This is a genomic window from Mycobacterium sp. ITM-2016-00318, from assembly GCF_002968285.2.
Lineage (GTDB): Bacteria > Actinomycetota > Actinomycetes > Mycobacteriales > Mycobacteriaceae > Mycobacterium.
Genome location: NZ_CP134400.1, coordinates 396,421 through 411,548 on the forward strand (window position 1 = coordinate 396,421; position 15,128 = coordinate 411,548).

A 15,128-nucleotide genomic window follows, 5' to 3' on the forward strand; every position below is an offset into this window, starting at 1 on the left:
CAAATCGTATTTGCCGATCGATACCCTGCTGTGACCTTCGACCCGCTCAGCGCTTTCCCGGCGGACGTGCGCCCTTGGCGATGCCGAGACCTTTCACCGGCGGTGCCGCCGGCTCGCCGTTGCCTTCGCTGGAGGACTCCGGGGCGGGCGCCGGTTCGCTGGCGGCCTCCGGCTGCGGCTTGGGCTGCGGCGGTTGGGCGACAGGCGCAGCCGTTGCCTTCTTGGCGCCGGGCCTACGCGCACCCGGCGCGATACCGAGTCCCTTGACCTCCGGCTCGGGCTTCGACTCGAGGCCCAGATCGGAATCGGCCGTGTCGGTCTTCGCGCCCGGCTTGGCCTGGTCGGGATCGACGTTCGGCGGCTGCGTGACGGTGGCCTCACCCTCGTTGGGCGACGCTTTCGCCGGAGCCTTCTTCGCGCCGGGCCTGCGCGCACCGGCAGCGATCCCGAGTCCCTTGACCTCCGGCTCGGGTTTCGCGGGCGTCTCGGCGGCAGTCTGCGCCGGCGTCTCGGCCTTTACTTCCTTGGCGTCAGAGGGTGCGGCGGCCGTCTTCTTGGCGCCGGGCCGCTTGGCGCCCGCAGCGATCCCGAGTCCCTTGGCCGGTGCCGCCTCGGCAGGCTTGGCTTCCGACTCCGCAGGTGCCGCGGCCTTCTTGGCGCCGGGTCGCTTCGCCCCGCCCGCGATGCCGAGCCCCGTCACCGGCTTGGTCTCCGCCGGCTGAGCCGGCGATTCAGCTTCCGTCGCTGCGGCGGCGTCGGCCTTCGGCTCCGGCGCGGCGTCTGGTTCGGCTTCGACCGTCGCGGTCTCGGCCTTCGCAGGCGCCTCGGCGGCCTTCTTCGCGGCGCGCTCCTCGGCTTCCTTTGCCGCGGTGCCCTTTTCGGGCAGCGTGACAGTGCTGGTGTCGAGCGAGCCGAGCAGCAGCTGCGCCAAGTCGAGAACCTCGGCCTTCTCGACGTCCCGTGCGGCCGACACTTCGTCGACACCGTCGGTCATCATCACCCGGCAGAACGGGCAGCCCGTGGCGATCTTCGACGCGCCGGTGTCGAGCGCCTCCTCGGTGCGCTCGGTGTTCACCCGCTTGCCGATGTGTTCTTCCATCCACATGCGCGCTCCGCCTGCGCCGCAGCACAAGCCGCGGTCGGCGTGCCGCGGCATCTCGGTCAGCTTGGCCCCGGATGCACCGATCAGCTCACGCGGTGCGTCGTAGACCTTGTTGTGCCGCCCGAGGTAGCACGGGTCGTGATAGGTGATTTCGCCGCCCTCGCCGTTCACCGACTGCACCGGCACCAGCTTTTTGTCCCGGATCAGCCGGTTGAGCAGCTGGGTGTGGTGCAGCACCGTGTAATTGCCGCCCAGTTGCGGGTATTCGCGGCCGAGCGTGTTGAAGCAGTGCGGGCAGGTGACGACGACCTTGCGGTCCACCCGCTCGACGCCTTCGAACAGGTCGTTGAGGGTCTCCACGTTCTGCGCGGCGAGCTGCTGGAACAGGAACTCGTTGCCGGAGCGGCGGGCCGAGTCACCGTTGCAGGTCTCGCCCTGGCCGAGCACCAGGTAGCGCACCCCTGCGACCGCGAGCAGTTCGGCGACGGCCTTGGTGGTCTTCTTGGCGCGGTCCTCGTAGGCGCCGGCGCAGCCGACCCAGAACAGGTATTCGTAGCCCTCGAAGGAGTCGACGTCCTGGCCGAACACCGGCACGTCGAAGTCGACCTCGTCGATCCAGTTGGTCCGGTCCTGGGCGTTCTGGCCCCACGGATTCCCCTTGGTTTCAAGATTTTTGAACAGCACGCCGAGTTCGCCGGGGAACTCCGATTCCATCATCACCTGGTAGCGGCGCATGTCGACGATGTGGTCGATGTGCTCGATGTCCACCGGGCACTGCTCGACGCAGGCGCCGCAGGTGGTGCAGGACCACAACACGTCGGGATCGATCACGCCGCCCTGTTCGAGAGTGCCGACCAGGGGTCGGGTGGCCTGCGCGGGCCCCGAGCCCATGATCCGCTCGAAGCCGGACTCGGGCACGTGCTCGTGTGAATGTTCCTCGCTGTGCTTCTCGCCGCGCACCTCTTCGCCGAGACCACCCTCCGGGGTGTTCTCGAGCGGGGTCTCCTTGCCGTCGAGGATGTAGGGCGCCTTCGCGAACAGATGGTCGCGGAGGTTCATGATGACGAGCTTCGGGGACAGCGGCTTACCGGTGTTCCACGCCGGGCACTGCGACTGGCAGCGGCCGCACTCGGTGCATGTCGTGAAGTCGAGGTAGCCCTTCCACGTGAAGTCCTCGATCTTGCCTCGGCCGAGTACGGCGTCCTCGGGGGGATCCTCGAAGTCGATCCGCTCGCCGTTGTACTCGACGGGAAGCAACGGACCGAGGCCGTTGGGCAGCCGCTTGAACGTGACGTTCAGCGGCGCCAGGCCGATGTGCAGGTGCTTGGAGTGCAGCACGATCAACAGGAAGATCAGCATGACCGCGATGTGGCCGATCAGCGCCAGCGTCTCGATCCACTCGTTGGCGGACTCACCGAACGGGTGCAGGACCCAGCCCATGAAATGGGAGAAGAAGGCGCCGTTGCCGTAGGGCAGGGCACCGGTGTTGGCCCCGGCGCCCCTGACCAAGGCATAGGTCCAGATGACGTTGAAGATCATGAAGAGGATCAGCCACGCGCCGCCCGTGTGCGAACCGTAGAACCTGGAGTCGCGGCCGTGTTTCTTGGGCTCGCGGACGATGCGGATGATGGCGAACGTGATGATGCCGACGAGGACCGCGACGGCGAAGAAGTCCTGCAGGAACCCGAGGATGCCCCAGCGGCCGACGATCGGGATGTGGAAGTCGTGGTCGACGACCTGACCGAACGCCTCGACGTAGACCGAGCCGAGGATGAAGAAACCCCACATCGTGAAGAAGTGCGCGAGGCCGGGGATCGACCAACGAAGCAGACGGGTTTGCCCGAAGACCTCTTCGATCTGCGTCGTGATGCGTTTGCCGATCTCGTCCTTGCGGTTGTTCTCGACGCTGGTCTTGGCGCCCGACCTGATCAGATTGGTCAGGAACATGACCCGCTTCAGTGCGAAAACACCGACGACGGCGAGCATCAGAACGACGACGACGATCCTGATGAGCATTTGGGTGTCCACCCGCGGTGCCTCCCGGTATCTAAGTTACCCAACAGTAACTTATCCGAAGTTACCCGTCGGTAACTTATGCGTGATGCCTGCTCATAGTTGCATCTCGCCGGGAAAGCCCGCTACACAGGCTGACCTAACCTACGACTGGGGCGTCAGAATGGGATGGAGGATCGGTGCCACGAGTCCGGGCTTTGCCGGAGCCTTCTCCTCGCCACCGGCAGCCGTACCCGTGCCGGTTCCAGGGGTCGTGCCGGTGCCGCCTGTTCCCGTCCCGCCCGTGCCGGTCTGGCCACCGCCGGTGCCCCGGTCGATGGGCGGCGTACCGGTGCCGCCACTGCCGGTGCCGCCACCGGGGTCGATGGGAGGTGTGCCGGTCCCCGGATCGCTCGGAGGAGCCGGATTCTCGGGTGCGGGCGCGGGAGCCGATGGCTCAGGCTCTTGTGCAGGCGGCGCAGGCGCGGGAGCCTCCGGAGCTGGGGCGGGAGCCGCCGGAGCCGGGGCGGAGTGCGGCGGTGCCTGCTGCACCACGGGGACCTGCTGCGGGCGCGGCGCGTACCGCGGCTGGGGACGGGCGACCACGGTCGTGACGCCGGGCGCCATGGCGGGCGCCGGCGCCCGGGCCGCGGGCTCCTGCTGTTGGGCAGCCGGCGCAGGAACCGGGGCGATGCCGGACGACGTGTCCGCCGGAACGGTCGAGGTGTCCCGGGTGATGGCGGCCAGGCCGAAGACGACACCGGCGACGAGGACCACCGCCGCCGCCAGCCCGGCCAGCAAAGCCGGACCGCGCCGACGCGACTCTGTGTGCTTCTCCCGCTCCTCGTGCCGGAAGCGAACCTCGGGCCTGCTGGCGGCGGGTGCCGGCGCGTACCGATCTTCGAGATACGGCGAGGTGTGCAGGACGTCGTAGGCATCGTCGTCGACCTCCGACCACGCGAGCGCCGCCGACGGCGGGCGCGGCGCCATCGCGCAGCGCTGCCGCGGAGACGGTGGCGGTGGCCGGAGCGGCTGGCGTGGCCGGCGCCAGCGCGGTCGCCGTTTCGACGATCTGGCTCCGCTCGGCGATCAGTGCCGCCCCCGCGGCGGCCGTCAACTGCGGCTGCGGGGTGGTGACCACCGTCGCGCGGAGATGCTCCGACAGCCGCTGGGTGATCAGCGGGATGCGCGCGCCGCCGCCGATCGTCGCGACAGCCGAGATGCTCGCCAACGGAATCCTGTTGCGCTGCAACGTCTCCGCCAGCGTGGCAAGGAAGCCTTCGAGCGGCTCGTCGATCAGACCCTCGAGTTCCTTCCGGGTCATCCTGACGGTGGTCTCCATGCCGGGCACGTCCACGGCGATCGCGGTGGCCGTCTCATCGGACAGGCGTTCCTTCCCGCGCCTGCACTCGTCGCGCAGCACGGCCAGCGAACCGACCATCGACGTGCCCGCGGGGTCGGCGTCCGACGCCTCGAAGACCTCGGCGACCACCTTGGCGATGACGGCCTGGTCGATCTGGTCACCGGAGAAGTCGGGCACTCGGACCGTGTCGCCGATCGGCGCGTCCTCGGCTGCGGCGTCGACAAGGGTGATGCCTGCGCCGCTTCCGCCGAAGTCGCACAGCACGATCACGCCGGCCGTCGGCAGGCCGGGGCTCGAACGCAGCGCCGTCAGCGCGGCGGTGGCGTCGGACACCAGCGGCGAGCGGGCCAGTCCCGGCTTGCTGCGCAGCGCGCCGCGCAGCGCCTCGACCGCCGACGGTCGCCAATGCGCAGGTACGGCCACCGCCACCTCCGACACCGGGGTGCGGGCCGCGGTGCGGGCCACTCCGTCGAGGGCCTCCACCAGCAGAATCTCCGGGCGATGGCGCGAGCCGTCCTGGGCGACCATCGGCACCGGGTCGCCGACGCGGTCGACGAATCCGGTGAGCGTTACCCCGCGTTCCAGGGTCACCGCCGAGGCACGAATGACAGGTCGTTGGCCGTCGCCGGTACCGGCGAGGTTGGTGGCTCCAACGGCGAGGCCAAGCGAATTGCCCTTGCCGCCTTGAGGGTTCGACATGTCACACCTCTGCGTCGGATTGGTCGCGAAACGGTCTAACTGACACTAAAGCGCAGGTAGGCGTCACGGATCGGTGCTCACCCCGGCGCCTGGGTGTGACCCATAGGGGAAATCGATTAGGGGATCGGAGTGCGTTAGGGGAGAGAAGGGGTCAGCCTGGCGTGGCCAGCATCGCCCGCAGCATGGACAGCATCTCCGAGCGGGATTCCGCTCCCAGCCTGCGCCGGATGCGGGCGACGTGGTGCTCGACCGTCTTGGCCGAGATGAACAACTGGCTCCCGATGTCGCGGTACGGCATGCCCAGCAGCAGCAGTTCGGCGACCTCCCGCTCGCGGTCCGACAAGCGTGACGACTGCGGCCGTGGTGCACCCGTCGGCGCGCTCGTCGCGGGCGCTGAATCGGTGCCCTCGTCGACCGACGTCGTCAGTTTGAGGTCACGGGCCAACTGCAACATCGTGCCGGAGACCCGCCCGTCGGGGGTCTGCAGGGCGGCCTGGCCCGCCAGTCGGGTGGCATCCGAGGTCAGCCCGAACTGCGACAGCGCCCGCGCGGCGGCGGTGACTTCGTCGACGTCGACATGGTTGGCGAGCACCCGAAGCCACGTCCGGCCCGCGCCGGAGAGGGCCTTCGCGAACGCGCTGCCGCCCGCAGCCGAGGTGAGTGCATGACCATGCGGGGCTACCGCCTCAGGCGAGTTGGCGAGAATCCCGGCATGCACACCCGCCCAGTGCAGCGGCACCGACCACAGAGTCGGGTCGCCCAGCGAATCGAGAATCGCGAAGGCCCCGTCCAGGGCGTGCTGCAACCGGTCGATCTGCCGCATGCGCGCCGCGGCGACCCACAACTCGCCGAGCGGAAGCAGCGAGAAGAGGTCGACGGAGTACTCGGCAAGCACCTCCATGGCGGCGTACCAATGCTTCTGAACCGCTCCGCCGTCTCCGCTGCGGCGCGCGATCGCGGTGTTCAACGCCGCCGCCCACAGCGCGTCGCGCCGGTGAAGACCTGCCTCACCGACGGCAGCGGCGTCGGCCGTAGCAGCGGCGAGCTGGCCGTCCTGCATGCGCACCCAGCCGAGGAGCAGCCGATGGCGGTGAACCGAGAACACGTCATCCTCGTGCGCGCCGCGCACCGCGCGCCCGATGACGCTTCGTGCGCGCACCGGGTCGCCGCCGTGCAGTGCTGCAAGCGTGACCAACGCGGCGGCACTGTCCGGGGCGACGCCAGGTTGGTGCTGTTCGATCGTGATGGCCTGGCCGAGCCGGGCGATGGCGACAGGGAAGGGCGCCTCGAGGGACAGCAAGAGACCCTCGGCCAAGTTGTGTGCGGCACGTGCGGTCGACGTTGGGGGGCCGGCGCTTTCGGTGTTCAGCGCCGCCCTGGCGGCCTCCCCGTCGCCCCCGGCGATCGACACGACGGCATTGGCGGCACTGATGTAGGCGTCCGGATAGGGGCCGAGCCAGCCGAACAGGTCTTTCGCCTGGGCCGCACCGCCGTCGTGCATCGCGATACTCGCCGCGATCCGCACCGCCGCCGCGCGCTCTGCCGCGTCGTCGGAAGCCAGCAGTTCGTCGGTCAGCCGGCCCGCGGTCGCGCAGTCACCCGTCATCGCCAGCGCATCGGCCAGCCGCGCGCTGACCGCGGTCGCACCGGCCTCCGCCGCCGCCCGGTAGAGCTGCGCCGCCTTGGCCGGCTGGTCTCGATGGCCGGTGGCGAGGTCGGCGAGCGCGGTGGCCAGCTGGTCGTCGCGGAGTCCGTGGTCGGCCATCCGCAGCGCGAGATCCGATGTCAGCGTGGTCAATTCCATCTGCGAGCAGAGCAGTGCTATCTCGACGTCGTGGTGGCGGGCCGCGCCGATGATCGCGGCGACGCCGATGTGCACCGAGCGCAGAAACGACTGACTGTGAGAGGGCTCGATGAGCCCGCTGGCACGCGCGCGGTCTACCAGGCGCGCGGCCTCCTCGGAGCTGAGACGAAGCGCCGCCGCGACGTCGTCGGCGCCGAGTTCCGGGCTCAACGACGAGACCAGCAGGGTGTCGAGCACCGGCTCCTCGACCCGTCGCAGGCGCTCGATCAACGCGAACCTGGCCGCCTCGATGACGGCGTTCGCCGCGGCCTCTCCAGTGCGGGACGCCGCCGCGGCGACGGCAGGTCGTAGCAGGAAGGGTAATCCGGCAGTCGAAACCATCAGCGCCCGAACCAGTTCCGGTGACGGCTGGCCACCGGTGGCCGCAGCGGCCGCTTCGCTGACGTCGGACGCGGCCAGCGAGCCGAGCGACAGCACCGGGTTCTCCCGCTCCAAGGCGGTAACCAGTGCACGAAGCGACTGCCGTTGGGTGAGCGGTTCTGCGGCGACGATGACCGTCGCGCGGGGGTCGGAAACCCGCTCTGCGAGTCGGAGAAGCTCGTCGTCGGCGAGCACATGTGCGTCATCGATGACGACGGCCGCGCCCGGATCGTCATCCGGCCGCGGTGCCCGCGTCACTACCTGAATGTCCGCCGACCGCAGGGTATTACGCATCGCCGCGAGCACTGAGCTCTTGCCCGTACCGATGCCGCCGGACACCAGGATCCTGACCGGCTCGGTGGGTGCGGCGGTCAGCGTCGAGACGGCCTCTCGGGCGGCAGGCGGTATGTCGTTCATCAGCCGGAGCCGGCCGGCGGCACCGGCTCGGGCTCCGGCTCAGGTTCCGGTTGCGGCCTCGGTGCGGGCGGCGACGTCGTCGTAGTCGGCGTAGTGGTTCTCGTCGTCGTAGTGGTGGCTGTTGTCGTGGTGGTCGTCGTGGTCGTGGTGGTGCTCGTCGTTGTGGTGGCCGACGTCGTCGTCGGCGTCGTGGTGGTCGAGGTGCTCGACGGCGGAGGCGGTGTGACGATCGTGGTCGTCGGCTGGCCGTCGGAGCCGGTCACCGTGACCGTCGTCGGTCCAGCCGATGTCGGTGGCGGCTCCGTTGACGGGCCGATGGAGAACGTGGTGCTCGTCTCGGTGACCGGACCGAGCACCCCGTCGCCGCTCGTCAGAGTGACTGCGAGCCCGCCGATCGCGAGCACCGCGGCCGCGGCGGCCGCGCCGAACAGAATCGGCGGACGCTTGTACCAGGGCAGTGGCGCTGGTTCGGCCTCGTACTGCGATTGCGTGTCGGTCGCGAAATCCATCGCTGGCCGGGCGTCGGTGGCTCCGGAGTAGACGTCGGCGGCGTAGTCGGAACCGGTGTAGGGCACCGGTTCGTCACCGATGGCGTCGTCCTGCGACCACGCCAATGCGCGGTGCGTCGCCGATTCGGCGCCGTCGGCTGCCGACTGGCTGGCTGCCAGCCCGGCAGCGCCCGCCGCCCACGCTGTCGGCGCGATACCCGTCGCGGAATCGGCGAAAGGCGAAAGCCCGGTCGGCGCATCTGCGGCCAGTTCCTGGTCGGCGAGCAGTGCCGCGCCCGCGGCCGTGTTCAGCTGCGACTGAGGTGTGGTGATGACGGGGACGCGGAATTGTTCGGACAGTCGCTGGGTGACCAGAGGTATGCCCGCGCCGCCGCCGACGGTCGTGACCCCCGCAAGCGCAGAGGGGGCGATGTTGTTGCGCTCCAACGTTTCTGCGACGGCGGCGAGGAGCCCTGCGAGCGGACCGGCGATGAGGTTGTCGAGCTCGGCGCGGGTCAGCCGGACGTCGGACGAGAAGCCGGGCAGGTCGACGGGCACCGCGGTGGCGGTGTCCGCGGACAGTCGCTCCTTGGCTTGCCGGCATTCGTCACGCAGCCGAGTCAGTGAGCCGACGGCCGCGGTGCCCGCAGGATCGGCGTTGTTGGCATCGGCGACGCCAAGGATCACGTGGTTCAGGATCGCCTGATCGATCTGGTCGCCGGAGAACTCTGCGTATCGGACGGTTTCCCCAACGGGCGTGAGATTCTCATTCGCGTCTGCCAGCGAGATGCTGGTTCCGCTGCCGCCGAGGTCGACGAGCGCGATGACGCCGGCGGGCAGTCCCGGTGCGGCCTGCAGCGCGGTGAGCGCGGCGACCGACTCCGGTATGAGCGCGGCGGGGACACCGCCGGGCGACAGGTTCGGCTTGTCCCGCAACGCACCGCGCAACGCACCCACCACCGCCGGTCCCCAGTGCGCGGGCACCGCGATCGCGACCGGCCTGCCACCACCCACCGCGTTCGTCATGGCGTCGAGCGCCTCGACGAGCACCTGTTCGGCGCTGTGAGAGCTGCCATCCTCGGCGACGAGCGGCACCGGGTCGCCGACCCGGTCGACGAAACCGGACAGCACCACTCCCGGCTGGCCGAGCGCGGGGTTCTCTGCGGGTGCTCCGACCTCGGGGGGGCGGTCTGGAAACAGCGTCAACACCGCGCGCCGCATCACGGGCGGACGACCGACGCGGGCGGCGACGAGGTTCGTCGCCCCGATGGACAATCCGAGCGGTGTGCTCATGGATATAGAGTCTCCTGTCCTGGCCGTTGCTCACGATAGCGGCCGAAACGCCGGCGAACAGCCGATCCCCCTAACGGCGCGGAACCCCTAACGCTGCGTCCCCTAACGCCCCCGCCGTGGGGGAGGGTTCGCCACCGATCTCCGATTACCTGTACCTGGATAGCATCGTGGCTAACCAGGGGCACTCGCCCCAAGCAATCGCAGGAAAGAAGGTGAGTCATGGCAAACCCGCTACTCGACTTTGTCATGTCGTTGGTGCGGGACCCTGACGCTGCTGCCCAGTATGCCGCTGACCCGGCGGGCGCCATCCACTCAGCCAACCTGACCGACGTGACCAGTGCAGACGTCAACGCTTTGATTCCAGTCGTTTCAGAGTCGCTGTCGACGGCGATGCCGGGTACCGGCGCAGAAGCCCTCGTCGGGGAATCGGCCGGCAACATCTGGAGCAGCGGGGCCGCGACGACTGCATTCGACGCTTTCGACGACCACCTGGCGGTGCCCACGATCGACGACGGGCACAGCATCGCGTCGAACGTCATCGAGCAGCCCGCCGACTCGCTGCACGCGGGGGTGGACGCAATCGACGACGCCGCACTCCCTGCGGTCGCCGATATCGATGATCCGTCGACGCAGCTCACAGGCGGAATCATCGACGATGCACCCCTGGTCGGCGATGCCACCGACACGGACTGGCACTCGGTCGTCGACGACGCACAGCACCACCTGGACACCGGCGACACCGGATTCGACATCTTTGACTAGTTCCACTGGCAGTTCGGCAGCGGCGCGGCCATCGACGGTCGCGCCGTTTTCGCGTTCCAAGACCCTGCCGGCCTGCGCAGATACCTTCATTCCCAGCCATCCCCTAATCCCCTAATGGGGCACCCCCCACAATCCCGGCATGAAGCCCCGTAGGGATGGGACTCGACCCCGTTCCCGGGGGCTCGCCGGATCCATAACGTAGTTCCCAGATCGCCGGACAAAGCCCGGTGACGACGACAACGAAACACCCACCCGAAAGGCACTGACGATGTCCAATCCCATCTCCTTCCTCTTCGACTGGCTCCTCGGCCTGACCCGCCCCGGCGCCGATCCGTCCGACGTCCGCTCCTTCATCGCCAACCCCACCCAGGCGGCTTCGCAGGCGATGGGCACCGCGGTGACCCAGGCCCAGCTGACGCAGGCTGCGTCCGCGGTCGTCGCCCCCGCTGCGCTCTATGGCGGAGGCAACCCGATTGAGGCGCTGCAGCACACGGTCGCCGACAACAACGGACTGACCTTTGCGCCGCAGCGGACGTTCGCCCCCGAGACGGCCTTCGCGAGCCACAACGACACCGCTCTCGCCAGCGGCAACGATATCGGCAGCCCGCGGGCCGGCGAAGACGTTCAGCAGGGAGTCGGCAACTTCGACCTGGACTTCGACTTCAGCCGTGACATCAACGCCAGCGACGGCAGCACCGTCAACACCGGCACCATCAACGGCGATGTGGACAGCACCAACGTCGAGGGTGACGGCAACGTCGTCGGCGACGACAACGACGGGAACAACACCGGCGATGTCATCGCCGGGCAGGGCTCCAACGTCAACGCCGGTGGCACCGACAACGACATCGACGACAGCGGCGACGACGTCAACACCCAGGCGGGCGGCGACGTCTCCACCAACACCGGCAGCGGGCAGAACACCCAGGTCGGTGACATCGATACCAGCGGCGGCGGCGCCGCGGGCGGCGACGGTGGGCACGGCGGCGGCGGCCTCATCAACGTCGGCAGCGACGGTGGCGACGGTGGCGGCGCGGCAGGCGGATCGGGCGGTGGCGTGATCATCGCTCCGACGCAGCCCACCAACACCAACAGCAATAACCAGGCGGCCGGCGACGACATCAACAACGTCGACGCGTCGGGTTCGCAGGCTCCGGTGGTGGTCGGCAACACGGACGACCACTCGGTGTCCTCGGGCGGCGGCGACGTCACCCAGGCCGATCACGTGGGCGGCAACGTGGATGCCAGCCACGACGACAACTCGACCCACCAACAGTCGGGTGTCGACGTCGACCTCTTCTGACCGACCCGCACAACCACATAGCGCACTGGCGGGGACCGTATTCCGGTCCCCGCCAGTTGGCGCGTCTACCGTGGGGACACCATGACGCAACCGAATGACCCGCGCAATGTGAAGGTCATCCTCGAGCTGATCGACCACACCCGCAAGATCGCCGAACTCAACGAGCGCGGCGACCTGGCCGAGCGGCTCGAGCGAGCCAGGGTGCGCATCTCCGATCCGCAGATCCGCGTGGTGATCGCGGGCCAGCTCAAACAGGGCAAGAGCCAGTTGCTCAACTCGCTGCTCAACGTTCCGGTGGCCCGCGTCGGCGATGACGAGACGACGGTGCTCGCCACCGTGGTCTCCTATGCCGAACAGGTGTCGGCGAAGTTGATCGTGGCCGCGCCCGACGGCGGCGAGCCTTCGGCGATTCCGATCCCGCCTGCCAACCTGCGCAACGACCTGCGCCGAGCGCCGGAGGCCGCCGGCCGCGAGGTGTTGCGGGTCGAGGTCACGGCGAGCAGCCCGCTTCTCAAACGCGGTCTGGCGTTCATCGACACACCCGGAGTCGGCGGGCACGGCCAGCCGCACCTCTCGGCGACGCTCGGGCTGCTGCCCGACGCCGACGCGATGCTGATGACCAGCGACACCAGCCAGGAGTTCACCGAACCCGAGATGACCTTCATCCGGCAGTCACACGAAATCTGCCCGGTCGCAGCGATTGTCGCGACGAAGACCGATCTCTATCCGCACTGGCGGCAGATCGTGGCCTCCAATCAGGCCCATCTGCAACGGGCCGGACTTTCGATTCCGCTGATCCCCGCCTCGTCGCTGCTGCGCAGCCACGCGCTGCAGACCAGCGACAAGGAACTCAATGAGGAGTCCAACTTCCCGGCCATCATCCGGTTTCTCAGCGACCGGGTGCTGTCCCGCGAGGACGACCGCATTCGCGATCAGGTGCTTGCCGAGATCCGTTCGGCGGCCGAGCATCTGACACTCAAGGCGAGTTCCGAACTGTCGGCGCTCAACGACCCCGAAACCAGGGGGCGGCTGAATGACGAGCTCGAGCGGCGCAAGGAGGATGCGCAGGAAGCGCTGCAGCAGACAGCGTTGTGGCAGCAGGTCCTCAATGACGGCATCGCTGACCTGACCTCGGATATCGATCACGATCTGCGGGCGCGCTTCCGCGCGATCACCCAGCACACCGAGAAGGTCATCGACGAATGCGACCCGACCAATCACTGGGCGGAGATCGGCACGGAACTCGAGGAAGCGGTCGCCACCGCCGTAGGCGACAACTTCGTCTGGGCCTATCAGCGCGCCGAGGCGCTCGCCGAGGAGGTGGCTCGCACGTTCGTCGAAGCCGGGTTGGAGGCGGTCAAGATGCCGCAGATCGACGCGAGGGAAATGGGTGCCGGTCTCAGCGACCTCAAGTCGTTGGCGAAACTCGAGGCCAAACCGATCAAAGCCGGCGACCGGGCGGTTTCCGGACTTCGCGGGTCATTCGGCGGCGTGCTGATGTTCGGCATGCTGACCTCACTGGCCGGACTGGGCATGTTCAATCCGTTGTCGCTGGGTGCCGGGGCGGTGTTGGGCCGCAAGGCATACAAGGAGGAGATGGAGAACCGGATGCTGCGAATCCGCAGTGAGGCGAAGATGAACATGCGCCGGTTCGTCGACGACGTCGCATTCGTCGTCGGCAAGGAATCACGCGACCGGCTCAAGGGCATCCAGCGCCAGATCCGCGATCACTACCGCGGAATCGCCAACCAGGCCACCCGCTCACTCAACGAATCGCTTCAGGCGACGCTCACGGCCGCGAAGATGGAGGAGAACGAGCGCAACAGCCGGGTAGCCGAACTGGAGCGGCAGCTGAACATCCTCGGTCAAGTGACCGACCACGCGAACAGGATCGCGGCGGCCGCGCCGGATCCGGCTCCTCGACCCGTGGGCGGCAGCTGACGCGGCCAACCCACCGGCGGCGGTGCTCAGAAGCGGCGAATAAGCTGGTTAACCGGACATGAGCACGAGCGATCAGGTGCGCGCGATCCTGGGCGGCACCATTCAGGCCTACAGGGCCGATCCGGCGTACCACCACCGCCCGGACGTGCACAACGAGCTGGATCGCATCGGCCGCAGGCTCAACCAACCCATTCGGATCGCACTGGCCGGCACACTCAAGGCCGGCAAGTCGACGTTGGTGAACGCACTCGTCGGTGAGGACATCGCGCCGACCGACGCGACCGAGGCGACCCGCATCGTGACGTGGTTCCGCAACGGGCCCACGCCGAAGGTGACCGCGAACCACCGTGGCGGCAGGCGGTCCAATGTGCCGATCGCCCGCAACGGCGGGCTGACGTTCGACTTCGCCAGCCTCGATCCCACCGATGTCGTCGACCTCGACGTCGAGTGGCCCGCCGCCGAGTTGATCGACACCACGATCATCGACACGCCCGGAACGTCGTCGCTCTCGCGCGATGTCTCGCAGCGGACGCTGCAACTGCTGGTCCCCGAGGACGGGGTGCCGCGCGTCGACGCGGTGGTGTTCCTGCTGCGGACCTTGAACGCCGCGGACATCGCGCTGCTGAAGCAGATCGGCGAACTCGTCGGCGGTTCGGCGGGGGCGCTCGGCGTCATCGGCGTGGCCTCGCGCGCCGACGAGATCGGGGCAGGCCGCATCGACGCGATGCTGTCGGCCAGGGATGTGGCCAAGCGGTTCACCGCGGAGATGGACAAGACCGGCATCTGCCAGGCCGTCGTCCCGGTGTCGGGTCTGCTGGCGCTGACCGCGCGCACGCTGCGCCAGAGCGAGTATGTGGCGCTGGAGAAACTCGCCGCGGCGGACGCCGCCGAACTCGCCAAGGCGATGCTGTCGGTCGATCGCTTCGTCCGCGAGGACAGCGAACTGCCCGTCGACGCCGCCACAAGGGCTGCGCTGCTGAACCGGTTCGGCATGTTCGGCCTGCGCATCTCGATCGCCGTCCTGCGCACGGGGGTGACCGATTCGGTGGGGCTGGCCGACGAACTGCTCGAGCGCAGCGGCCTCGTCGCGCTGCGCGACGTCATCGACCAACAGTTCGCGCAGCGCTCGGATCTGCTGAAGGCGCATACCGCGCTGCTGTCGTTGCGCCAGTTCGTGCAGACCAACCCGATCTACGCGACGCCCTACATCCTCGCCGACATCGATCCGCTGCTCGCCGACACCCACGCCTTCGAGGAACTGCGGCTGCTGAGCCAACTGCGTTCGCGATCAACGACATTGAACGACGACGAGATGGCGTCGCTGCGTCGCATCATCGGCGGGTCGGGCACCGATGTGGCCAGCAGGCTCGGTCTGCAGCCTGACGATCCGTACGACGGGCCGCGGGCGGCCTTCGCTGCCGCGCAGCGGTGGCGGCGCCGGGCGGACCACCCGCTCAACGATCCCTTCACCACCAGGGCATGCCGGGCGGCGGTGCGCAGCGCAGAGGCGATGGTCGCCGACTACGCCGCGCGCGGCCGCTGAG

General features: G+C 68.7%; 8 protein-coding genes. 4 read left to right on the forward strand and 4 right to left on the reverse strand.

What is annotated here, in order from left to right; genetic code table 11:
- Positions 1–46: 46 nt before the first annotated feature.
- The 4 genes from C6A82_RS01855 to C6A82_RS01870 all read right to left on the reverse strand — a co-directional run bounded on the left by C6A82_RS01855 (position 47) and on the right by C6A82_RS01870 (position 9,578).
- On the reverse strand, positions 47–3,130 hold the full coding sequence (locus C6A82_RS01855) for a heterodisulfide reductase-related iron-sulfur binding cluster (protein ID WP_199193886.1): 3,084 nt from the start codon (positions 3,128–3,130) through the stop codon (positions 47–49).
- 421 nt (positions 3,131–3,551) lie between these two features.
- Positions 3,552–5,156 (reverse strand): Hsp70 family protein, encoded by a 1,605-nt coding sequence (locus tag C6A82_RS01860; protein WP_105347197.1) that lies wholly within the window; start codon positions 5,154–5,156, stop codon positions 3,552–3,554.
- Positions 5,157–5,307: 151 nt separating this feature from the next.
- Positions 5,308–7,797 (reverse strand): isoniazid response ATPase/transcriptional regulator IniR, encoded by a 2,490-nt coding sequence (gene iniR, locus C6A82_RS01865; protein WP_311101620.1) that lies wholly within the window; start codon positions 7,795–7,797, stop codon positions 5,308–5,310.
- Positions 7,797–9,578 carry an Hsp70 family protein gene (locus tag C6A82_RS01870; RefSeq protein WP_105344505.1) on the reverse strand — a complete coding sequence of 594 codons (1,782 nt, stop codon included), beginning with the start codon at positions 9,576–9,578 and terminating at the stop codon, positions 7,797–7,799. The genes iniR and C6A82_RS01870 overlap by 1 nt, the downstream gene beginning before the upstream one ends.
- A 219-nt stretch (positions 9,579–9,797) precedes the next feature.
- Between C6A82_RS01870 and C6A82_RS01875 the strand changes: the two genes are divergently transcribed.
- The 4 genes from C6A82_RS01875 (at position 9,798) to C6A82_RS01890 (ending at position 15,127) form a co-directional block, all read left to right on the forward strand.
- The gene (locus tag C6A82_RS01875; RefSeq protein WP_105344503.1) at positions 9,798–10,340 is read left to right on the forward strand and encodes an Rv0340 family IniB-related protein; all 543 of its coding nucleotides are present in this window, start codon (positions 9,798–9,800) and stop codon (positions 10,338–10,340) included.
- A 268-nt stretch (positions 10,341–10,608) separates the two neighbouring features.
- Entirely contained in the window at positions 10,609–11,643 is a 1,035-nt protein-coding gene (locus C6A82_RS01880) for a hypothetical protein (RefSeq protein ID WP_105344501.1), read from the forward strand.
- Between the two features lie 81 nt (positions 11,644–11,724).
- Positions 11,725–13,584 carry a dynamin-like GTPase family protein gene (locus C6A82_RS01885; RefSeq protein ID WP_105344500.1) on the forward strand — a complete coding sequence of 620 codons (1,860 nt, stop codon included), beginning with the start codon at positions 11,725–11,727 and terminating at the stop codon, positions 13,582–13,584.
- A gap of 58 nt (positions 13,585–13,642) precedes the next feature.
- Positions 13,643–15,127, forward strand: coding sequence for a dynamin-like GTPase family protein (locus C6A82_RS01890; RefSeq protein WP_105344498.1), 1,485 nt, complete (start codon positions 13,643–13,645; stop codon positions 15,125–15,127).
- Position 15,128: the final 1 nt, after the last annotated feature.

What these genes read in the sequence shown, in the direction of transcription:
- C6A82_RS01860 (WP_105347197.1), bottom strand. Translation starts at nt 5,156, where the DNA reads ATGTCGAACCCTCAAGGCGGCAAGGGCAATTCGCTTGGCCTCGCCGTT.
- iniR (WP_311101620.1), bottom strand. Translation starts at nt 7,797, where the DNA reads ATGAACGACATACCGCCTGCCGCCCGAGAGGCCGTCTCGACGCTGACC.
- C6A82_RS01870 (WP_105344505.1), bottom strand. Translation starts at nt 9,578, where the DNA reads ATGAGCACACCGCTCGGATTGTCCATCGGGGCGACGAACCTCGTCGCC.
- C6A82_RS01875 (WP_105344503.1), top strand. Translation starts at nt 9,798, where the DNA reads ATGGCAAACCCGCTACTCGACTTTGTCATGTCGTTGGTGCGGGACCCT.
- C6A82_RS01880 (WP_105344501.1), top strand. Translation starts at nt 10,609, where the DNA reads ATGTCCAATCCCATCTCCTTCCTCTTCGACTGGCTCCTCGGCCTGACC.
- C6A82_RS01885 (WP_105344500.1), top strand. Translation starts at nt 11,725, where the DNA reads ATGACGCAACCGAATGACCCGCGCAATGTGAAGGTCATCCTCGAGCTG.
- C6A82_RS01890 (WP_105344498.1), top strand. Translation starts at nt 13,643, where the DNA reads ATGAGCACGAGCGATCAGGTGCGCGCGATCCTGGGCGGCACCATTCAG.